We start from the raw sequence: 21,339 nt of genomic DNA, 5'->3' as shown, positions 1-21,339 counted from the left end.
CAATATAAGGTTTTTTTGCAGAACTTTTAGTCAAATTTACAATTAGTAACTTAAAACGGGGGTAAAGGTGCAGGTTTGGTCATGGTTTTGCCATGAAAACGTCATTGAAACGACACTGGTGTCACGCATACTGAATTCATCCAGACTGACTAACCATCCAATTAGATGATGGGGGCTTTGTAGCTTTGACAATGAGTCAATGACAAGCTAAGGCATTTTTCGCTCAGCAGCTGGCCAATGCCATAGCAAAAATCACCATAGGTAACAGTAAGATGACTGATTTTGTAGAACAAACTAATTTTGTAGAACAAAATAACGGCGCCAAATTATACGAAGATATTGCCACTTATCCTGTTGATAGTCTTTTTAATACCCAGTTTGTTGCGCAGTTGCTGGCACATAATTTTGCTGATATGGCAGTGGTAGAGACCCTAGCCCCGCTGGTGAATCCAACGATTAGCCGCCCAAGTACCCGCCAACGCCCGTTATTTAAGTCAGTGATTATTAACGTGAGTGAGGATAAGTTTTCGCTACAAACCCAGCAGCATTTACTCAATGCCCAGCGCCTACGTACTTTGACCTTTACCCAAGCGTTTTCTGTAAGTTTTGCGGGGTTTCATCCAAGCTCGGAGCAGCCGCTAGATCGGGATGATTTTGATAATTATTGCACCCATGTGGTGGTGTATGACGAAACCAAACAAGATAGCTTTGGGCAACCACTCGCGGTGGCAACCACCCGATTATTGGATAAAAACGGCGCGATAAAAGCTGGGCAATTTTATAGCGAGCATGAGTTTAGATTAGGTCGCTTGCTCGATGATTACCCGTATAATGTACTAGAAATCGGTCGCACTTGTGTGCACCCGGATTATCGCGGTATTACCACGATTAATCATTTGTGGGAATCCATCGCGGCAGTTGCCAAAGCTTACAATGTCAATGCATTTATGGGCTGTGCCTCAGTTCCGATGGAAGAGGGCAATGTGCAAAACTGGTTAGATCATCAGCTTGATAGCACCAAGCTAGATGTCAAAGTGACCCGTAAATTGCCAGAGCACAAACTATCCGCTATCGATTTGGCGCAAGTGGCTGATGTGGACTTGGCAAATCCGCAAAATTTCGCTTTGCCAGCGCTATTGAAAATGTATGTCAAAATGGGCTGTAGTCTTGGCGCAACGGCTTGTTATGACTCTGAGTTTGATTGTGCCGATGTGTTTGTTTGGTTGCCATTTGAACAGGTCAAACCGCGCTATCAGCACTATTTGCACTAACTTGTTTATTGATAGAGGCAAAGATGCTAATCTTGACCAATATAAACCGGGTTTGGTTACTGTTATTGAGTGATTGATACTTAATAATTGTTACTTAGGGATTGCTATTGGGTTATTGCTAAAACTCAAACAGACCTAGTAAGCCGTGTGCCCAATAATTTGCTATACTACATCCACAATTTTTCACTCACATATTTACCTTATGCAAAAATCTGACTCTAACCTCGCCCCATCTGTGCTGACGATTACTAGCCTACTTAGCGAAACAGCAAAACAACTGCGACAACCTGCTACCTACAGTAAAAAGAATTTGGCGACCCAGTGGCAACGCAGCAAGCGTGTTGTGAGCTTAATGGCAGCGATTCAAACAGGTATCGGCTATGCTTGGCAAATTAGCCGCACACCAAATCCCGATAATCAGCAAATCATCCAATTGATTCAAAAATTCTGTAAAAAATCGCTCAAATCGTTAGGCATTGAGGTGACTGCACTTGAGCCAATACCGACACATCACGCGCTATGGGCGAGCAACCATATCTCTTGGCTCGATATCCCCGTGGTGGGTAGTATTATACCGACTTTCTTTTTGTCCAAAGCCGAAATTGCGCATTGGCCAGTGATTGGATGGATGGCGTCCACCGCCAATACCTTATTTATCAAGCGCGGTTCGGGCGATACCAGTAAAATCAGTGAGCAAATGAGTGAGTTTTTATCGCAAGGCTCACCCGTGGTTTTCTTCCCAGAAGCGACGACCACAGACGGCACAGCGATTAAACGTATATATGGTAACTTATTGCAGTCTGCGATGGACAGCCAAGTGCTCATTCAACCGATTGTGATTTGCTATGTCAACCAAGATGGCGAGCTTGACCAAAACATTCCGTATTATGGCGATATTGGGTTGATAGATAGCGTCAAACGTATCCTTGATAATCGTCCTACCAAAGCGTATGTGTTGCCTCTACAAGCCATTGACCCTGCGGGTAAAACCCGAAATGAAATTACCGCTATCTTGCAGCAGCGCATGGTGGATGGATTGGCGCGTTTGCACCAACAAGTGGTTCACGCTAAACAGCCTTAATAGTTACGGTTTTCTTATAGTTAATTATTAAAAGCCAAGCGCTTACTGTCTTGGCTTTTTTTATCCTATGAATAGCACAGACGCTCACTAAAATTTTTCAGTCTCTTTGTATTGTAATAAAATGTAAAAATTTTATTAAATTATGTTATCATACTACCCAGCAAAACGTTATGTGACACTCAGTTGCGATTATAGATTGGATACGGGGGTTGAACCGTTAACCTCCATAAACCACCGATGAGCGCCGCTTAATCAGCCCCTCACTTAACAACATTTCCCTTCTATTTTTGCCCTATTATTTTTGCACGATGCCAGCCATAATTAAGAATGATTTTAATACGGATTGCATGGGTGCAAGTTTATTTTTATTTTGCCCACTAAATTTGCCCACTAACCCCTAATTTTGTTTACTAAAAAGGTTCTTGATATGCGTACCGATATGTTTCAACAAATCTTAAACGACCTAAACAGCTCTTCAGCGGATGTAGAAGCCTCGGCGTTGATTTCGACCGATGGTTTGATGATTGCGTCAGCATTGCCAGCGGGCATTGATGAAGACCGTGTCGGTGCGATGTCAGCGGCGCTACTATCACTCGGTGACCGTGCAGGTCGAGAACTAGCGCGTGGCAGTATCGAGCGCGTCATGGTACAAGGCGAAAAAGGCTATGTGATTATGTCGGCATCGGGTACAGAAGCGGTATTGACCATTTTGACCAAACCAAATGCCAAATTGGGTCTGGTGTTCTTGGATATGAAGCGTGCGGCTGAAGCCTTATCAAAACTTATCTAAAACTTACAAATAGTTTAACTTTGTCAGCCTTTCACTAATATTCGCAACCGTGACTCAATCAAAAATTTATCCATCAAAAATTTATAAGGAGAGGTAATGAAATCTGTACAATTACCCGATATGGACCAACCTGCTAGCGATGCTACAGCGCATCGTCTGACTTACTCAGATGGCTCAAGTCGTATCGTTTATACCACCGAAAACGAGCTACCTTATCCCGATGGCAAACTTATCGTGTCACGCGTGGATTTAGATGGCATTATCACCCACGCCAATGACGCCTTTGTAGATATCAGTGGCTATAGCCGTGATGAATTAATTGGTGCGCCGCATCATATTTTGCGACATCCACAAATGCCAAAAGCCGCCTTCAAAGACCTGTGGCAAACAGTCGAGGCGGGCAAAAAATGGCATGGCTATGTCAAAAACTTGTGCAAAGATGGTAGCTACTACTGGGTGTATGCGACAGCTGTGCCCAATATCCGCCATGGCGAAACGGTTGGCTATACCTCGGTACGACGCAAACCATCACGCAGCAAAATCGCGCAAGCTGAAGCACTGTATCGCAAAATGCTAGAGGAGCAAGCCTAATGACAATTAATTTACTCATTGCGCCTGACTTCGCACCTGAGCGTTTTGCAGGGTGGCATATGCTCAATACACTGCTACAAAAAAAATCCGGCATTCACATTCACTTACTGACACCCGCGTCTGCGCATGAACAAAACGACTTAATCCAAGCGCAAAACGTGGATATTATCTATGCCAATCCCTTTGACGCAGCGACCATGATTCGGGAGCAGGGTTATCGCGCCGTGGCTCGTCCGCTGGGCAAATCTGATGAAATGGTGATTGCTGCAAAAGCCGGCAGTGGCATTGCAGCACTTGAGGATTTAAAAGCAGGCTGCACCATTGTCATGGCAGACAACCGTGATGTCAAATTGATTGGGCTTCGTTTGCTAGAAGCCGTGGATTTGTTAGAAGCTGACATTACTTGGAAAGTTACCGAAACTTACCAAGCCGCTGCGCGTAATTTGATTAAAGGCGAAGCCGATGCGGCATTCTTTTTATCAGATGTCTATCATAGCTTGTCACGCTTGACCTTATCGCAAATGCAGGTATTGGTTGAAAGTGATTTGAGCGATATCAGCCATGTGTTGCTGGTTAAAGAGAGTTTTGCCGACAGTGAGCCATTTATCGATGCCTTATTAAGCTTAAAAGACACCGCAGAGGGCGAACAAGTATTACAAGAACTGGGGATGAGCGACGGTTTTGAGCCGATGACCCAAGAAGACGGCGAGTTTATGATTGATTTGATGGATACCTTATTGGATTAATCGGTCAAGCTTGTCATCTTGCCCAATAGCGCAATTCATGTTTAGATGAAGTTGCGCTTTTTTTATGCTGAAGCGTTTTGATTGCAATCGGGTTTAATAGTATAGTAGGGGATAAATGCGTGGATTTTTCACAGCGTCAGTCACTAATACCTCACCCTTGTCACATAACTTTTTATATAATTAGGCTAATTTTTTGAGGAATCAGCATGTATTCATTGTCGAATCGTAATCGTAGAAAATTTCAAAAACATTGGCTTAATTTTCGTCTCTATAGTCGCCAAGTGATTGACCAACCGATGAATATGGATATCCATACCAGCCGCATCATGGCAGCGATGGAGCTTGATGAAAAAGAGCCGTTGCAAGGTGCGTTAGCCGATATGTTTTATGGTTGTTGGTTTGACGTGCCCTATTTTGGTGACCGTATCCTCAACCAAGTCAGAGAAAAACTAACGCCAACACTGCTACAAGGGTTTGATCAATGCATCAATCATGGTGAGTATGTGTTTAAAGTAAGCCATCTTGCCACACGCTGGAGCGTATTGGTATCGCCTTCAATGAACACTTATCAACACCAACTACGTGTGTCCACTGATGACTCAAAAGTAGTGGCACAAATGACGATTGCTTCGCTATTAGATATCATGGAAGAAGAAGACGATCCAGAAGACCAAGCTGAGCAAATTGCCGAAATCGAAGAAGAATTCTTTAACCATTGCCTTGTTTGTCATGACCGATTGGCATTTAGTATGGTTTGGTGGGAAATGTCAAAAAACAAATGGGATTTTAATGACAAATGGCTTGAAACCAAAGAATATTTTGCCAAGCAAGCCGCTTAATTATAGCCGAATGAATTAGCTTTTGAATTTACCAAGCCTATCACAGTGATTGACAACATGACCTTTGCCGTCTATCAAAATTTAAGGAAAACACCATGCCAGAACAAAACGACACCTATGTGATTTTAACGCCTGCCGGGGTATTGCATAGTTTTTCAAGCGCCAATCCCTCAGAGCAGCAACTAGCCTTACAAGCGGTGCTCGCACCTGAAGAAAGTATGACGGCACGGGAATGGGGTGAGCGTTATAGTGACACTTGGCTAGATATGTTTATCGAAGAAGGTTGGATTGAGACCCTTGAAAAACGGGTGATCGCTCCGCACGTGCAGCTGGATAATTTCTTAAAATATGTAGCAGCAAGTCTGTCAGGTAGTCGCCGAGTCGTAATTGCATCCGATGAAGGTTTTTGTCTAGCAAAAATGGGCTTTACTCAGCAAGAAGCAGAGACGCTGTCGGTAGCCGCTGCCGATTTTTATGGCTTTTTAGAACGCCAACAGCAGCGCGGTTGGGCGGTACATGGCTATGGGGTGTCATTTTTTACCAGTATTGATATGTTGATGCCCAATACCAGTATTGTGTTTTTATGGATCAACAAAACGGGCTATTTCTTGATTATTGAAGATGAGCCGCTCATCAATAACCGCGCTTTTGTGGAATTGGTGTGGGGTATTAAAGCGACGGGCGAACGGTTTGAGCAACGTGCAAGACTGGCAGAACAATCAGACGCTAAAGAAGGTGATGCGGCAGACGATGACACCCAAACGGTTAACTGATAGACTGTAAAAAACCGCTGAGAGTTAATCAGCGGTTTTTTATTGTCAGTGATTCTTATTGAAAGCTTCCATTCAGCTGAATGCCAGATGAATGTCAGCTTAGTGTGATACCTTTACTGTCTTTTGGCGTCACTCTAAAAATCTGCACTTTAAATAGTATATTTTGACCTGCCAATGGATGGTTAAAATCCACTTTGATGGCGTCTTCAGTGACGTCACTGACCACACCCACGAGCGTGGTTTTGCCTTTGTCTTCAAATTCCATCATGGTACCGACTTCAGGCAAATTGCCCGTCACTGCAAACTGCGCATGACTAAAAGTCTGTACGTTATCAGGGTTCCACTCACCAAAGGCTTCGTCAGGCGACAGCGATGCGGTGCGCGTGTCACCGGCTGTCAAGTTGATAAGTACCTTCTCAAACCCTTCAAGCAGACTACCATCACCCACCACCAAGCGAACAGGTTCGCCACGCTCAAAGGTTGAGTCGATGACGGTGCCATTTTCTAAGCTGACCTCAAAATGCAAATCAACAGTTGAGTCTTGAGTGATGCGGGTTTGTTCGTTTGGCGTAATAATGTCATGATTCATGCGGTTGTTCATCCATCTAAAAATTAAAGGGTTTTACGTTTGGATTCTAATAAAAACGCATCGATTAAAATCAACACAACGCCAATATTAATCGCCACATCAGCTATATTAAAAATCGGGAAATGCCACGCATTGCCATAGTGCACATGCAAGAAGTCAATCACATAGCCCAAACGTACCCGATCAATCAAATTGCCCAAAGCGCCCGCCATCACCAATGACAAGCCCAAAGCCAATAATTTGGCTTGTTGGGGTATTTTGCGTAGATACGCCATGATGCCAAGGGAAACAGCCAGTGCCAGTCCGCTAAATAGCCATTTTTGCCAGCCGCCTTTATCTGCCAAAAAACTAAACGCCGCGCCATAGTTGTGAGCAAGGGTAAAGTTAAAAATCGGCTCAATAATCGGCGTGGTTTGATATAGCTGGTAGTTGTGCTCAAAGTACAACTTGGTCAGTTGATCAATAATCATTGCCAAAACCGCAATAGCATACCACATCATAGCTTTGTTGCCGTTGATGGGTAGGGTAGTGGATGAATGAGTGGCAGTAGTCGTTGCCTGTGTATTAGGCATAATGACGCACCTCGCCTTGACCTTCGACATTCTCGACGCAGCGACCACAGATTTCTGGATGGGCAGGATTGATGCCGATATCCTCGCGAATGTGCCAACAGCGGATACATTTTTCACCCGTGGCAGGCTTGACCACTACCGCAACTTGGTTATTCGAATCAGTGGCTTCATCGGTAAAGGTCACATCGCTTGGTTTTTCAGCGAATGGTTTTACGCTTGCTTGACTTGAGATAAACACAAATTTGAGTTCATCGCCTAATCGATTGAGTGACGCCATGGTAGTATCTGGTGCATACACGGTGACATTGGCCGATAAATTGGCGTTAATCACTTTATCGGTGCGTGCAATTTCATAGGCTTTGTTAACGGTTTCTTTGACATTCAAAATCGCTTGCCAATCCGATTCGCTCACGTCATCCAATACCACTGGTGGGAATTCATACCACTCTTCGGTAAAGATGTAACCATTGCCATGGCTTGTATGCGTCCCTTTTAAGATTTCCCAGGCTTCTTGTGCGGTAAACGACAAAATCGGTGCAATCCAGCGCAGTAACGCATGGGCAATATGATAAATCGCGGTTTGTGCTGAGCGGCGCGCTTCACCATTGGCTTTGGTAGTGTATTGACGGTCTTTGATGATGTCTAAATAAAAACCGCCCAAATCTTGTGAACAAAAACCCACTACCGCTTGACACACTTGGTGAAAATCCATGTTGGTATAAGATTGACGAATGTCAGCTTGTACCGCTTCAGCGCGTTTTAAAATGTACTTGTCAAGGCTGACCATATTACTAGCATCCACCATGTCGGTGGCTGGGTCAAAGTCGTCTGTATTCGCCAGTAAAAAACGAATGGTGTTACGAATACGGCGATACATATCAGTGGTGCGCGCAAAGCCTTCAGTCGATACCGCCATCTCGTAACGGTAGTCACTTGAACCGACCCATAGACGCACGATATCAATACCATATTTATTGGCAAGTTCTTGCGGCTCAAAGCCTTTGGTATTGCCTTTGGATTTTGATAGTTTATAGCCCTTGGCATCTACGGTAAATCCGTGCGTCAACACTTGCTTGTACGGTGGACGACCATAAATCGCTTCACTCACCAAAAGCGACGACTGAAACCAACCCCGATGTTGGTCAGAGCCTTCAAGGTATAAATCCGCAGGATTGGCTAAGTCAGGACGATTGGCGAGCACGGCAAAATTGGTTGACCCTGAGTCAAACCACACGTCTAGCGTATCGGTCGATTTTTGGTACTCTTTAGCATCATCTCCGATAAAGTCTTCAGCCGCGGCATCAAACCACGCTTCTACACCACCTTGCTCAATCACTTGCGCGACTTTTTCCATCAGCTCAGCCGTATTTGGGTGCAAATTGCCCGTGTCTTTATGAATGAAAAAGGCAATCGGCACACCCCAAGTACGTTGGCGGCTGATACACCAATCTGGGCGACCATGCATCATCGATTCGATACGATTTTGTCCCCAACTGGGTGTCCATACCACTTTTGGAATATCGGTCAACGCCTGTTCACGCAGACCTTGGCTTTCCATGTTGATAAACCATTGTGGCGTTGAACGGAAAATAATCGGCGTTTTGTGTCGCCAGCAATGCGGATAGCTGTGAGTAATCACGTCATGCTTGAGCAAATGCCCACTGGTTTTGAGCGTTTCGATAATTTTTGGTTGCGCTTTATAAATATGCTCGCCGACAAAAACTTTGGCTTCAGGCAAATACACGCCATTACCTGCGACTGGGTTTTCGGTAGGCAAGTGAAATTTTTGCCCGACCATATAGTCATCGACGCCGTGCGCGGGCGCAGTGTGTACCAAACCCGTACCGCTATCTGCCGTCACGTGGTCGCCTGTAATGATTGGCACTTGGCGCTCGGCAATCAGTGGATGCTGGGCTTTAAGTACAGTTAATGCATCGCCTTTCACAGTGGCAACAACGCTGTATTCTTTGGCGTTAAACACACTCATTAAATGCGCAACTAAATTATAAGCGACAATCAAATGGCTGATTTTCGGCTGTGGTTTTTCGCCTGCCATTTGATAAAACAAGCGCTCGCCTAAACCGTTGTCAGCGGTTTTTTGATAAGTTGCGCCAATTTTTTCTAACGCTTTGGCAGAACGCTGATTATCGGGGGCAACATGAAACCAAATCGTTTCTCGCTGCGGTTGGGCATGACTTAGCATAGCCGATTTAATTTCAGCATTGGCCCCTGATCCCCAATACTCACGGGTCAAAAAGGTATAGCCAATTGCAATCGAATTTTCTTCAACATTATCATCATAAAAACGGGTTGTGCCAATAATGTTATTGGTTTTTTTATCGACAATCGCAAAGGCTTTTTGTTCAAGGGCTTTTTTGAAATACGGCTCAAATACGGCAGGTTCATGGCGTTTTTCCGGTAACGCTTCCCAAATCAAAGGGTCAGATGCACTTGCCTGTAAAGCGGTTTTATCGTCTTTGGTTAAACGGCGAAGTAAATAATTAGGCGTGTCTAGGGTGGTAGGAATAGCAAAGGCTTGTTTGTTAAACGTCACTTTTACCACGGAGTATTCTAGCTCAGCGCTTGCGGTAATCGCCTGATTGGCAGGCAATGTCCAAGGCGTGGTGGTCCAAATCACCGCCTGCAAAGCGCCATCAACCGCTTTAGTCGCCGCTAACGCCTCACGGTTGACGACATCAAAACCGACATAAATCGCATCGGATTTTTTATCTTCATATTCCACTTCTGCTTCTGCGAGCGCCGAACCACAATCCAAACACCAATTCACCGGCTTCATACCACGAGTGATATGCCCTTTTTTGTAGATTTCTGCCAATGCGCGGACGGTATCAGCTTCTTGCTTGAAGTTCATGGTCAGATAAGGATTTTCCCAGTCACCCAGTACGCCCAAGCGTTTAAAGTCAACCATTTGCAGGTCAATTTGGCTTTTGGCATAATCACGGCAAGCGCCGCGAAACTCGGTTGACGTCACGATGGCACCGTTTTTACTTTTGTCTTTATGGGGTTGACCCACTTTACCGATAATGCCTTCTACCTTTTGCTCAATCGGCAATCCATGACAATCCCAACCCGGTACATACGGCGCATCATAACCGTCAAGCGTCTTGTATTTGACAATCATGTCTTTAAGCACTTTATTCACCACGTGACCCAAGTGAATCTGACCGTTGGCATAGGGTGGGCCATCATGCAATACATACTTTTCACGACCTTGGCGAGCGCTACGAATTTGGGCATACACATCGTCGGCAAACCATTGTTCTAGCCATTTAGGTTCGCGTTTGGCAAGGTCGCCACGCATGGGAAATACGGTATCGGCAAGGTTTAGGGTGTCTTTATAGTCGATTGACTGATTGTCAGTGTTGTCGGTCATGTAACTCTCGGTATTCTATAAAAAGTGCAAAAGGTAAAAAATTGATAACAGGGTATTATATGTTAAAATTGGCAGATTGACAAAGCGTGGTTTGGCTTATCTCATGCTTGATTTTGGTAAGTTTGTCATAAAAAAATCTCACTCACCAAGTAGCTATAAACGCTAAAGATAGTTGCTGAAGAATACAATTTTCCGCCAGCCTGCAAGGGTTGCCCTACCTACTGTTAATGGCAAATGGCAGCGCAGGGTATAAGGAAGTGTATGTAAGTTATTTTTAACCCTACCGACTCAGTGAATTTGGCTAGCTCGGGTAAGCCTAATATGTTGCTTGGCGGCAGCATGGTGGAGACTGACACGCCAAAGTCATTAAGGGATTGATTTCGCAAAAGCTTGCTGCTCGCGCCAGTCAAGTAAATCCACCACGTCTTGGGCAATGCCTTGTTTTAATGCGTCAAGCCCAGCATAATTTTTTTCCCCATGTAAAAAATGCAAAAACGTTACCGTCAGTTCTCTGCCGTACAAATCCCCGTCAAACTTTGGAAAATTGACTTCCAGTCGCCATTCTACCCCATACTTATTTTTTAGTGCAGGGCGAGTACCCACATTGCAAGCGCCAAACAAACTGCCTGGGGTGAGTCCTTGCACGCCTGTCTGACTATTTTTCCCCAGTGTTGATAAATCCGTGCCATCGGTAGCGGTCACCGATACCGCAAAAATCCCATGCAGGGCAGGCTTGATGCGGTTTAGGGCAATATTGGCGGTGGGAAAATCAAGTGTGCGACCGATTTTATCGCCATGTTCCACCATGCCAGTAATCGCATAATCTCGCCCTAGCAGATGCTTTGCGGTTGCCAAGTCCCCTTGTTGCAAACAGTCTCGAATGCGGGTTGAGCTGACACGCTCATCTTGATGCGCATGGTCGGTCACGGTATGTAAAATTTGTACAGGCAAGCCAAACGCACGCAAAAACTCACTATCGCCAGTACGGTCATGCCCAAAGCGAAAATCATCGCCCAATACCAAATGCTTTACGTTTAATTCGACCAACATTTTGGCAAAATCGTGTGCCGATAAATTCCGAAAGTCATTATCAAAATTTGCCACAATCAAGCTATCAATACGATGTTCAGCAATCAATTGGGTTTTTTCTGCCAAATTGGTGAGTCTTGCGGGGGCGGTTTGCGGGCTAAAAAACTCACGCGGCTGTGGTTCAAATATCATCACCATACTGGCAAGTTGCTGAGATTTTGCCAAAGATTTGGCTTTATCCAGCATCGCTTGGTGACCCAAATGTACCCCATCAAAATTACCAATCGTCAGTACCGAATCAGGTAATAGGGTTGGACTTTTTAGCCAGTCAGATAAGTCAATCACGTTCATGAGCATCGCAAACTATCAATTTTATGAAATCGCTTATTATAAAGTAAAAATGTTGTTAACATACGCGCTAATAAGATTTTTCGGCAAATTTTAGCCGCATTTTTTAGTTCAATTTTGGAGTGCCCATGTCTGCAGCGCATCACAACCTTAGTATTCGCCTAGCTGCGATTGATGATTTACCGCGCATCGTTGAAATTTATAACCAAAGTATCGCAAGTAAGCAAGCCACGGCAGATTTACAGCCTGTGAGCGTGGCAGATAGGCAAGCGTGGTTTGACGCTCATACGGGTAATCGTCCGTTGGCGGTTGCCCAAACTAGCTCCCAAACTAGTTTAGGTGAAATCATCGGTTGGGGCAGTTTATCTGATTTATACGCGCGTCCTGCCTATCATATCAGTACTGAAATCAGTATCTATGTGGCAGAGGAAGCCAAGGGGCAAGGCGTGGGCAAGGCGTTGGTCAATTATCTAATCGAAGTTGCGCCAAGTTGTGGGGTGCAGCAAGTTGTTGCGCTGATTTTTGCGCATAATACACCGAGCCTTACGATGTTTGGTAAGCTAGGATTTGAGCCATGGGGCAAGTTTAAGCAAGTTTGTGATATGAACGGATTTATTGCTGATGTGGTGATTTTGGGGAAAAGTGTAGCTTAGATAAACAAGGCGCATGTTGAGCCTTGTTTGTGTTACAAAATTATTGTTACTAGCAGACGATTACATATTATTAGGATATTGCGTTGTCATTGGCTGCGCTATTATCATCAGATTGCAGTGAGAGCTCCAGCTCACTTTCCTCAGTTTTATTGGCCGATTTACTCTCTAGCTTAATAAGTAGGCGTAAATCGTTGGGTGAATCAGCGTGTTGGATGGCATCGCGGTAAGTGATGTCGCCATTTTCATACAAATCAAACAACGCTTGGTCAAAGGTTTGCATCCCAATTTCACGGGAACGTTTCATGACAGGCTTAATTTCGTGGATTTCCCCTTTACGGATGTAATCACCAATCAGTTGCGAATTGAGCAAAATTTCAATCGCAGGGCGGCGACTTTTGCCATCAGGGGTAGTAATCAGTTGCTGCGCCACAATGGCTCGAAGGTTCAATGACAAATCCATCAAAATCTGCTCGTGATGTTTTGCTTCAAAGAAGTGAATAATACGCTCAAGCGCTTGGTTGGCATTGGTGGCGTGTAGGGTGGCAAACACCAAGTGTCCTGTTTCAGCATATTGAATGGCATAATCCATGGTTTCGCGGGTACGAATCTCGCCAATCAAAATCACATCAGGTGCTTGACGTAGGGCGTTTTTTAATCCTGCTTCAAATGACTTGGTATCAATGCCAACTTCGCGTTGGGTGATGATACAGCCTTTATGTTCATGCAGGTATTCAATCGGGTCTTCGATAGTAATGATATGACCGCGCGAATTCTCGTTGCGATACCCCATCATAGCTGCCAGTGTGGTAGATTTACCTGTACCTGTCGCGCCGACTAGTAGCACGATACCGCGTTTTTTCATGGCAATTTCATTCAAAATCGGTGGTAGATTGAGTTGTTCTACCGTTGGGATTTTGGTTTCAATTTTACGTAGCACCATGCCCGCACAGTCTTTTTGGACAAAGGCAGAAACACGAAAGCGTGCGGTTTGGTTTTTGTCAACAATGGCAAACTGGCATTCTAGGGTGTCGTCAAACTCTTTGCTTTGAGCAGGCGTCATCACGCTTTTGACCAACGTCATCGACTGCTCTGGGGTCAGCGCTGACTTGGTGACTGGCGCGATAGTACCATTGACTTTCATTGATATGGGCGCATCGGCGGTGATAAAAAGGTCGGAGCCGTTTTTTTGTATCATTAGCTGCAGTAATTTATCAAGATCCATAACGCGTCTCTCGCATTGGTTTTATAAGATTGTTTCTATCAAACAGTTATCACATAAAATTTTCAGGTTGTTTGGCATATTGGCGCGCCGATTCTTTGCTAATCACGCCCTTATTGACCAACTCGCGAAGGCTTTGATCGAGTGTGGTCATACCATCGCCTGCACTGGTTTGGATGGCAGAGTACATTTGGGCGACTTTGTTTTCACGAATCAAGTTACGAATCGCAGGCGTACCAATCATAATTTCATGCGCGGCGACACGACCACCCGCTTGGCGTTTGAGTAGCGACTGCGAGATAACCGCTTGCAGCGACTCAGATAACATCGCTCGAATCATGTCTTTTTCGGCGGCGGGGAACACGTCGACCACACGGTCAATGGTTTTGGCAGCAGATGAGGTATGCAATGTCCCAAATACCAAGTGTCCTGTTTCAGCAGCCGTCAATGCCAAGCGGATGGTCTCAAGGTCACGCATCTCACCGACAAGAATAACATCAGGGTCTTCACGTAGGGCAGAGCGCAGCGCAGCATCAAAGCTTAAGGTATCACGGTGGACTTCACGTTGGTTGATGAGGGATTTTTTTGATTGATGCACAAATTCAATCGGGTCTTCGATGGTTAAGATATGTTCTTTACGGGTTTCATTGATATAGTTAATCATCGCCGCAAGGGTTGTTGACTTACCCGAACCCGTTGGACCTGTGACCAGTACCACGCCGCGTTTGTAGTTAGAGATTTTCTCAAAAATCGGTCCCATACCAAGCTGTTCCATCGTCAATACCTCAGATGGAATGGTACGAAATACCGCACCTGCGCCCCGGTTTTGGTTAAAGGCATTGACACGAAAGCGCGCCACATTGGGGATTTCAAACGAAAAATCGGTTTCAAAAAACTCTTCATAATCGGCACGTTGTTTGTCGTTCATGATGTCATAAATCAAACTATGCACTTTTTGGTGATCAAGCGGTGGCATATTGATTTTGGTGATTTCACCATCTACCCGAATCATCGGCGGTAAGCCTGCTGAAATGTGTAAGTCAGAGGCTTTATTTTTGAATGCAAAACGCAACAAATCGTCAATCGATAATTCCTTTGCCATGATAGCGAATCCTACAGGTGGGTAATGAAAATACAAAAGCAGCAATAGAAAAAAGCCGCGGGAAAAAAAGATAGCTATACTATAATCATACGTCCACAAAAAAAACAGAAAAAACTGACTAGGGGTCATAGTTTTTTGTTGATTTTAGCTTATGTTAAACTCAATTGGAAAATTGGGCACACAAGTGCAAAAAAAACGTTACCTTAACCCGGTAGCCATCAAGCCAGTCCACTATCAACAGGAAAAGTTAACCATGCAAACATTCGACGCACAGCAGCCATCGGCGACAATCGCAACAGATGCTGAAAACCAAGCCTTGATAGCGCGTTGGCAACAGGTGAAAACTGACGTTGCTAGACTCAATCCAACTGTCAAACTGCTTGCGGTATCCAAAACCAAACCCAGCTGGATGATTCGCACCTTAGCGCAGCAAGGTCAGCAAGATTTTGGTGAAAACTATGTGCAAGAAGCGGTGGCAAAAATTGCCGCACTCAAAGACGTTACTGCCAACGAGCAGCCATTGGTGTGGCATTATATCGGTCATATCCAGCGTAACAAGACCAAAGAGTTGGCAGCGCATTTTGATTGGGTGCATGGGGTCGATCGCTTAATTATTGCCCAGCGTCTCAATGGGCAAAGGGGTGAACACCTTCCGCCACTCAATATCTGTATCGAAGTCAATATTGACGATGAAGCCAGTAAATCAGGCTGCCAGCCAGACCAGTTACCCGAATTGGTGACACATATTAGTCAACTGCCCAACTTGCAATTACGCGGACTGATGATTATCCCTGCCAAAAATTCAGCCGCTGCCTTTGTCAAAATCCAGCAATTATTTGAGCAAAACAAGCGATATCATGCACATCCTGAGCAGTGGGATACTTTGTCAATGGGCATGAGCGGCGATATTGAACAAGCCATTGCCGCGGGCGCCACCATCGTTCGTATTGGCACCGCCATTTTTGGGGCGAGAGATTAGTGCGAATGATGGGGTAAAAAGACAGCAATTTAACGATTTTTATCATTTTTTACTCAACAATGAAGCAGGGTCAGTTACATATTGACCCTGCTTTTTTTACATGACACCAAAATAAATACAGAGTAATAGGCGTTGATTTAACCCAATGGTGTGTTAAATCAACGATTTTCTTACACAATTATTGCTGTATACTTTCTATAGGCTTTCTGTAAGCAAATTAGCTTACATTGTAATATTTTTTAACATTTTATGGAAAAAAGATATCTACATTCAAAAAACTTTATTGGTATGATGGCGTTGTTTTACAGAATGTAACCAGTACAATAGTTATGTAATTTTTATCCGTATATCAACTTTTTAGCTTCTAGCAATCAATTGTGATATAGCCCATATACGGATAAAAGTTCTGAACGGATTAAAGCCCTATGAACTTTCTTCAAAAAACTTTATTAACCGCTCTACCTTGTGTCTTGTTAAGCGTAGCCCCAACCGCTGCCAATGCCGACAATGGTATCACAGAATATTTTGGTAGCTTTAACTCAAGCGTTTCTGAAAACCCAGAGGGTGGCTCAAAAGTAGATAGTCTCATTGCAAAAGCCAAAAACTTTATCGGCTTGCCATATCGTTTTGGTGGTACCAGCCCAACGAGTGGTTTTGACTGTAGCGGCTTTATGCAATATGTTTATAAACAAACCGCTAACATCAATCTGCCACGTACCTCAAGCAGCATGGCGCAAGTGGGTGAACGTATTAGCCGTAATGAGTTAAAGCCAGGCGATATGGTGTTTTTCTCTCAGGGTGGTGGTCGTATCTCTCATGTGGGCATGTATATCGGTGAAGGTCGTTTTATTCATTCCCCATCAACCGGCAAAAGCATTTCTATTACAAGTTTAGATTCTGGCTATTGGGCAAACAAATTCGTGACAGCACGTCGTGTCTTGGACGCTTAAGTTCAATTGACAACGTCACGATGAATGTTAAACAATCAGGTTAAATCAACCAATCAAGTTAAAATGCTGTAAACTGTAGATTAAGGTAAGCTTAGGCTTACCTTTTTTATTTGGTCGAGGAAATTTTGATAAAAATAGATAAGTCAAGACTCATTAAAAAAAATTAAACATTTACCCTTTGGTTATTAATAAAGTATTAGAATGAAGCAACAATACCTTATATAATCTTTAGGGTAAGTTAACTGCAAACGACTAAAACTAATCAATGAACGACAATGACTGACATCGCTGTTGATTTGTTTAATGCGTGACGCCCTTTTTTAATAGATTTATTGATTTTGCAATAATCCTATGACCCAAACCGCCTTGCCAAGCTTTAAAGAACAATTGCAGCAAACGCTAAAATTTTTTAGCTTTAAACCTTCGCTATATATCAATTCGCCAAGAGTCAACGATACCAATAAATTCATGCTGTTTATTATATTGGCGTTGGTTGAGACATTTTTTCATTTAATTTGGTATGCGACAGTTCTTGTCATCACATTGCCCATAGATATCTTTCCTTTTGCTCAGACGTTCAATCAAATTTTTAATCGCAGCTTGATGATAAATATCACCTATTTGGGACTGGCGATGGTGTTGTTTTGCGGGTATTCACTATGGGTCATTACCCGCATTCCTGAACAGTCAAGACTTTGGCGAGAGTACCAAATCTTTTTTGTAATCATCTATTTGATTTATGAAAATCTTTTTATCGTCTGGATTGGCAACAACAGTGCGCTTGAAGGTGTAATGCTGATTAGTGCCACCGGTCTTGGGATGGTGCTATTAAGATGGCGACTGGTCTGGGTGTCATTTGTCAGTTGTATTGTTGCGTTATTTATTTTTAATATGAGTAATAGCATGAATTGGTGGCAATTGCTGCCTAGGTTGTATCCAAGTTTAGCAGCGCGTAGTCATTGGCTTTGGGGATTGTCTTTTAGCTTTTTGGTAACCGCCAAGGCAACAGTCACGCTGTATTGTATTTTGCAGGGCATGAAAGTCATGAACTTTCAGCGCCGCAAGATTTATGATTTGCTAGAAGCTGATGCGCTCACCAATATTGCCAATCGGCGTACCATTTATAGTTTTTTGAGTTATTTATGGCAACGTAAAAGCGATTGGCATACGCTTAGTGTGATTTATATTGATTTGGACAAATTTAAACATATCAATGACAAATATGGTCATGATGCGGGTGATGCGACGTTGATTTGTACCGCGAATACCTTAAAAAACTTCTTACCGACAGGGACGATGTTTGGACGCGTGGGTGGGGAAGAATTTTGCATCATCTTGCCAAATATGGGGATTGAGCAAGCCTACGATATGGCAGAGCAGCTGCGCCAGGCTTTTGAAAAGCAAGTGGTGAGATATGGCATCTTTGATACAGAAATTCAATTTACCGCAAGCCTAGGTATTGCCAGCCTTTATCAAAATCATAGGGGAGATAGCGAGCGTGCGATTGATAATCGCGGTTTTATCGAATATATGCGCGAGTATATGCATAGTTTACCAACCATGCCTGCACTGCCGCCCGCCCTTGAGCGCATTATCAAATTCTCCGATTTGGCAATGCAGCAAGCCAAAGCCAATGGTCGCAACTGTGTGGTCAAAGGTCAATGTTATTTATTGATGACGCAAAGCAATCAGCCTTCATAACTTAGCCTTTATAATTTAGCTTCTATAACCCAGCCTTCATAATTCAGTGGTGAGTACCGAGCTTGCAACAAGCGTGTCAATAATGGTCGTTGCAAAACTGCCTGCCGGTAATTCAAAATCTAACACCAATGTCTCACCGTCTTGCCAAACCCATTGTAAGTTACTGGGCAGCATACGCAGGGAGCGGCGCTGCTGCTTTAAACCAAACTCAATCAGACCTTGACTTAGCTGCTGATAAATGGGATTGTCAGTGATGACTGATAGTTCTAATGCGTTAACCTTACCACTACTTTTTAGCTCACCTGCGCCCCACATCGGTGCAGTCAAATTAATATCGCCACTTTGTAGCCTTGATAGCATGGTATCATCTATATGCTGTGCCACAAAAATACTGTTCGAACCCGCCAAATTCATCACATCACCATCAAGCGGTTGGTTCCAGATGCCCAATGCGATACGTTTTGCCAAGATGGCATTGAATAATTCACTACGCGCTGCCGACAGATACAGACTGATTTTATCTTGGTCAAATTTGCGATGAATTTTTTTACCCCTAATTGTATGATGGGTAAATAGTTCGATAGCGGCGTCAATATTATTGGCATCTTGCCCAAAGCGCTGCTCGCCAAAATAATTGGGAACACCTTGTGTTTTGATAGTCGCAAGTTGTTGCTCGATGGCGGCTTTCTCACCTACCACATTGCGTAAGGTGATGATAAACTGATTGGCCTCATGAGTACCGCGACCCAGTTTTTTATGATGCCAATGCTGTGCCAGTATTTCTAGCGTTTCATCGCTAGCTGATTTGGTCTGGACAAATTGCTCAAAGTTTTGTTCAGGGGCAATTTTTTTTGGCAAGCGAAGACTAAACCACTGCGTCGTCAGCGCATGACGATCTTTGAGCCCCGAGTATCCCACATCCTTGAGTGGGATGCCTGCCCATTGTGACAGCAACTTTGCCACAAAATTGGTATTCATACGGGTTTTTTGAATATGAAGCCAAAGATGTTCGCCTGTATGTCTGCATTCAATGCCAAGTTTTTCATGGACAATAAAATCAGTGGGTTGTTGTTTATAAATCGCCGATTGAATCGTAGGGGTATAGGGTGAAGGCAGTTTTGGCATGCTAGTATTACTTGTAAAAGGTTTATTTTAACAAACGGATGATTGATAAACCATCTCGATTACAGATTCGATTACAGCAGCGCTTTATTATAACCATGCTTTATTGTCTTAAGCTAATAGGTTAAAAATATGACGGCAACAACAATGACGTCAAATACGGCTTGAATGCCAAAGCAATTGCCAATAAAGTAACATTCAATCAAGTGATCTTCAATAAAGTAACAGTGCTTATTTTAGGTGGGTTGGGTGCATTGGGTGGCAAAATCGGTCAGCTGACTTGGCAAAATGTTTAACGCATCCTATGTTTAGCCAATGTGAGCATAAAAAGAGAAAAAACATGAAAAACCCTGATAGCGATATCGATAAAAACGCCGTGCAATTACGCGTTGCCACGCAACAAGACGTCGAAAATTTGGTAACTTTGCTCAATCGCTGTTACCGCTCAGATGAAGGTTGGACCAATGAAGCTGCTTTAATTGGTGGGATTCGTACCACGACTGAGGAAATGACAGCCCTGATAGAAAACCCGAACATTTATCTGTTTGTGTTTGAAAATCCGCACGATAGCGATGATTTGCTCGGGTGTATTTCTGTGGATTTCTCACCCATTAACCATCAGCCAGCGGCGTATATTGGCACTTTTGCGGTTCATCCTGCTGTGCAAGGTAGAGGCATTGGTGACACGATGTTGTCTGCGGTAGAAACGTTTGCTATCAGACACGCTCACGCCAAAAACTTAACCTATTTACCTTTAACCCATTTGTCCATGTCGATTTTAAGCCATAGACCAGAGCTGTTAAGTTATTATCAGCGCCGGGGTTATCTACTGACAGGGGAGAAGATGGCATTTCCAAGAGACGGCAACAATGGCGACCCCAAGCGCGATGATGTATTTTTAGAGTTTTTGCAAAAACCCATTCAAGCAAATGAAGCGTCCGTCAAATCTAGTAATACAATTGAATAACAATAATCGTCATGCTTAGCAATAAAGTCTTAAGGGCATTTTATATAATGGTTGCAATAATTTTTTACACAATAATTTTAAACAAAAAGGAAATTATGATGAAAAAATGTGCCAAAACCTATTCACTAGCGCTAGGTTGCTTGATAGCAGGAACGCTGGCAATGACAGGCTGTCAAACCATAGCGGATAGTAAGTTAGGGATCGTGAACCCGACCCAAGCGGTCACCTTACCGTTAGCCGATGCCACGTTGCAAAATTATCGCTGGCAATTGGTCTCGGTGACTGATTTGTCGGGTAAACCCACTAAACTTGAATTATTTAACCAAGCCAAGCCGCTATTGGTCAGCTTTGATAAAGGTCGTGTCAGCTTTGACAATACCTGTAATCGCATGTGGGGCAATTATAGCCTGACCCATGACAATGTATTGATAAAAAATATCGTTTCCACGCGCATGATGTGTCTGCCAGAATCGCGCATGGCATTTGATGCCGCTGCGCCATCCACACTACAAGGGCAATTTAAACTGACCCAAGATAGCAAAGGCGAACTGATGTTGACGGTGACGGATAAGAGCCAAATCAGTCTATTTAAAGCGATTGCCAATAAAGCGATTGCCAAATAA

At 43.8% G+C, this 21,339-nt stretch carries 20 protein-coding genes; 13 read left to right on the top strand and 7 right to left on the bottom strand.

Annotated elements, in window-relative coordinates; translation table 11 throughout:
- The first annotated feature begins 272 nt into the window (after window positions 1-272).
- The 7 genes from H9W84_RS08445 to H9W84_RS08415 all read left to right on the top strand — a co-directional run bounded on the left by H9W84_RS08445 (window position 273) and on the right by H9W84_RS08415 (window position 6,091).
- Window positions 273-1,271 (top strand): GNAT family N-acetyltransferase, encoded by a 999-nt coding sequence (locus H9W84_RS08445; RefSeq protein WP_239743007.1) that lies wholly within the window; start codon window positions 273-275, stop codon window positions 1,269-1,271.
- A 202-nt stretch (window positions 1,272-1,473) separates the two neighbouring features.
- Window positions 1,474-2,352 (top strand): lysophospholipid acyltransferase family protein, encoded by an 879-nt coding sequence (locus H9W84_RS08440; RefSeq protein WP_239743004.1) that lies wholly within the window; start codon window positions 1,474-1,476, stop codon window positions 2,350-2,352.
- 427 nt (window positions 2,353-2,779) lie between these two features.
- Window positions 2,780-3,142, top strand: coding sequence for a roadblock/LC7 domain-containing protein (locus H9W84_RS08435; RefSeq protein ID WP_007117205.1), 363 nt, complete (start codon window positions 2,780-2,782; stop codon window positions 3,140-3,142).
- 96 nt (window positions 3,143-3,238) lie between these two features.
- A complete protein-coding gene (locus H9W84_RS08430; RefSeq protein ID WP_076776317.1) occupies window positions 3,239-3,733 on the top strand; it encodes a PAS domain-containing protein in 495 nt (164 codons plus the stop codon).
- Entirely contained in the window at window positions 3,733-4,479 is a 747-nt protein-coding gene (locus tag H9W84_RS08425; protein WP_239743002.1) for a phosphate/phosphite/phosphonate ABC transporter substrate-binding protein, read from the top strand. The genes H9W84_RS08430 and H9W84_RS08425 overlap by 1 nt, the downstream gene beginning before the upstream one ends.
- A 206-nt stretch (window positions 4,480-4,685) precedes the next feature.
- Window positions 4,686-5,318 carry a hypothetical protein gene (locus tag H9W84_RS08420; protein WP_188874772.1) on the top strand — a complete coding sequence of 211 codons (633 nt, stop codon included), beginning with the start codon at window positions 4,686-4,688 and terminating at the stop codon, window positions 5,316-5,318.
- A gap of 95 nt (window positions 5,319-5,413) precedes the next feature.
- Window positions 5,414-6,091: a hypothetical protein gene (locus H9W84_RS08415; RefSeq protein WP_239743000.1), complete on the top strand. Its 678-nt coding sequence runs from the start codon at window positions 5,414-5,416 to the stop codon at window positions 6,089-6,091.
- A gap of 94 nt (window positions 6,092-6,185) precedes the next feature.
- Here the strand turns inward: H9W84_RS08415 and fkpB are convergent, their stop codons facing one another.
- The 4 genes from fkpB to ribF form a co-directional block, all read right to left on the bottom strand.
- Window positions 6,186-6,680 (bottom strand): FKBP-type peptidyl-prolyl cis-trans isomerase, encoded by a 495-nt coding sequence (fkpB, locus tag H9W84_RS08410; protein WP_065253310.1) that lies wholly within the window; start codon window positions 6,678-6,680, stop codon window positions 6,186-6,188.
- Between the two features lie 23 nt (window positions 6,681-6,703).
- Window positions 6,704-7,252, bottom strand: coding sequence for a signal peptidase II (lspA, locus tag H9W84_RS08405; RefSeq protein WP_007117199.1), 549 nt, complete (start codon window positions 7,250-7,252; stop codon window positions 6,704-6,706).
- Complete coding sequence (gene ileS / locus H9W84_RS08400) at window positions 7,245-10,574, bottom strand: isoleucine--tRNA ligase, N-acetyltransferase domain-containing (RefSeq protein ID WP_338106479.1); 3,330 nt, start codon at window positions 10,572-10,574, stop codon at window positions 7,245-7,247. The genes lspA and ileS overlap by 8 nt, the downstream gene beginning before the upstream one ends.
- 438 nt (window positions 10,575-11,012) lie before the next feature.
- Window positions 11,013-12,026 (bottom strand): riboflavin biosynthesis protein RibF, encoded by a 1,014-nt coding sequence (ribF, locus tag H9W84_RS08395; RefSeq protein WP_239742995.1) that lies wholly within the window; start codon window positions 12,024-12,026, stop codon window positions 11,013-11,015.
- Window positions 12,027-12,151: 125 nt separating this feature from the next.
- On the opposite strand from ribF, the gene H9W84_RS08390 reads away from it, so the two are divergent.
- The gene (locus H9W84_RS08390) at window positions 12,152-12,676 is read left to right on the top strand and encodes a GNAT family N-acetyltransferase (RefSeq protein WP_239742993.1); all 525 of its coding nucleotides are present in this window, start codon (window positions 12,152-12,154) and stop codon (window positions 12,674-12,676) included.
- Window positions 12,677-12,746: 70 nt separating this feature from the next.
- Here H9W84_RS08390 and H9W84_RS08385 read toward each other — a convergent pair whose 3' ends face one another.
- Window positions 12,747-13,898 (bottom strand): PilT/PilU family type 4a pilus ATPase, encoded by a 1,152-nt coding sequence (locus tag H9W84_RS08385; RefSeq protein ID WP_239742992.1) that lies wholly within the window; start codon window positions 13,896-13,898, stop codon window positions 12,747-12,749.
- A 49-nt stretch (window positions 13,899-13,947) separates the two neighbouring features.
- Window positions 13,948-14,997 (bottom strand): type IV pilus twitching motility protein PilT, encoded by a 1,050-nt coding sequence (locus H9W84_RS08380; protein ID WP_007117194.1) that lies wholly within the window; start codon window positions 14,995-14,997, stop codon window positions 13,948-13,950.
- Window positions 14,998-15,250: 253 nt separating this feature from the next.
- Between H9W84_RS08380 and H9W84_RS08375 the strand changes: the two genes are divergently transcribed.
- The 3 genes from H9W84_RS08375 to H9W84_RS08365 all read left to right on the top strand — a co-directional run bounded on the left by H9W84_RS08375 (window position 15,251) and on the right by H9W84_RS08365 (window position 18,627).
- Window positions 15,251-15,976, top strand: coding sequence for a YggS family pyridoxal phosphate-dependent enzyme (locus H9W84_RS08375; protein ID WP_239742989.1), 726 nt, complete (start codon window positions 15,251-15,253; stop codon window positions 15,974-15,976).
- A gap of 425 nt (window positions 15,977-16,401) precedes the next feature.
- The gene (locus tag H9W84_RS08370) at window positions 16,402-16,926 is read left to right on the top strand and encodes a C40 family peptidase (protein WP_007117192.1); all 525 of its coding nucleotides are present in this window, start codon (window positions 16,402-16,404) and stop codon (window positions 16,924-16,926) included.
- Window positions 16,927-17,277: 351 nt separating this feature from the next.
- Window positions 17,278-18,627: a GGDEF domain-containing protein gene (locus H9W84_RS08365; protein WP_239742988.1), complete on the top strand. Its 1,350-nt coding sequence runs from the start codon at window positions 17,278-17,280 to the stop codon at window positions 18,625-18,627.
- Window positions 18,628-18,663: 36 nt separating this feature from the next.
- Here H9W84_RS08365 and truD read toward each other — a convergent pair whose 3' ends face one another.
- Window positions 18,664-19,752, bottom strand: a complete 1,089-nt coding sequence (gene truD, locus H9W84_RS08360; RefSeq protein ID WP_239742986.1) for a tRNA pseudouridine(13) synthase TruD — start codon at window positions 19,750-19,752, stop codon at window positions 18,664-18,666.
- Window positions 19,753-20,089: 337 nt separating this feature from the next.
- Here truD and H9W84_RS08355 point away from each other — a divergent pair, with 337 nt between their 5' ends.
- Window positions 20,090-20,716 (top strand): GNAT family N-acetyltransferase, encoded by a 627-nt coding sequence (locus H9W84_RS08355; protein WP_239742983.1) that lies wholly within the window; start codon window positions 20,090-20,092, stop codon window positions 20,714-20,716.
- Window positions 20,717-20,814: 98 nt separating this feature from the next.
- Window positions 20,815-21,339, top strand: a complete 525-nt coding sequence (locus H9W84_RS08350; protein ID WP_239742982.1) for an META domain-containing protein — start codon at window positions 20,815-20,817, stop codon at window positions 21,337-21,339.

This window comes from Moraxella tetraodonis, assembly GCF_022359095.1.
In the GTDB taxonomy this organism is placed as follows: Bacteria; Pseudomonadota; Gammaproteobacteria; order Pseudomonadales; family Moraxellaceae; genus Faucicola; species Faucicola tetraodonis.
The sequence above is the reverse complement of the archived record's forward strand: the minus strand, read 5'-3'. Positions and strand labels throughout refer to the sequence as shown.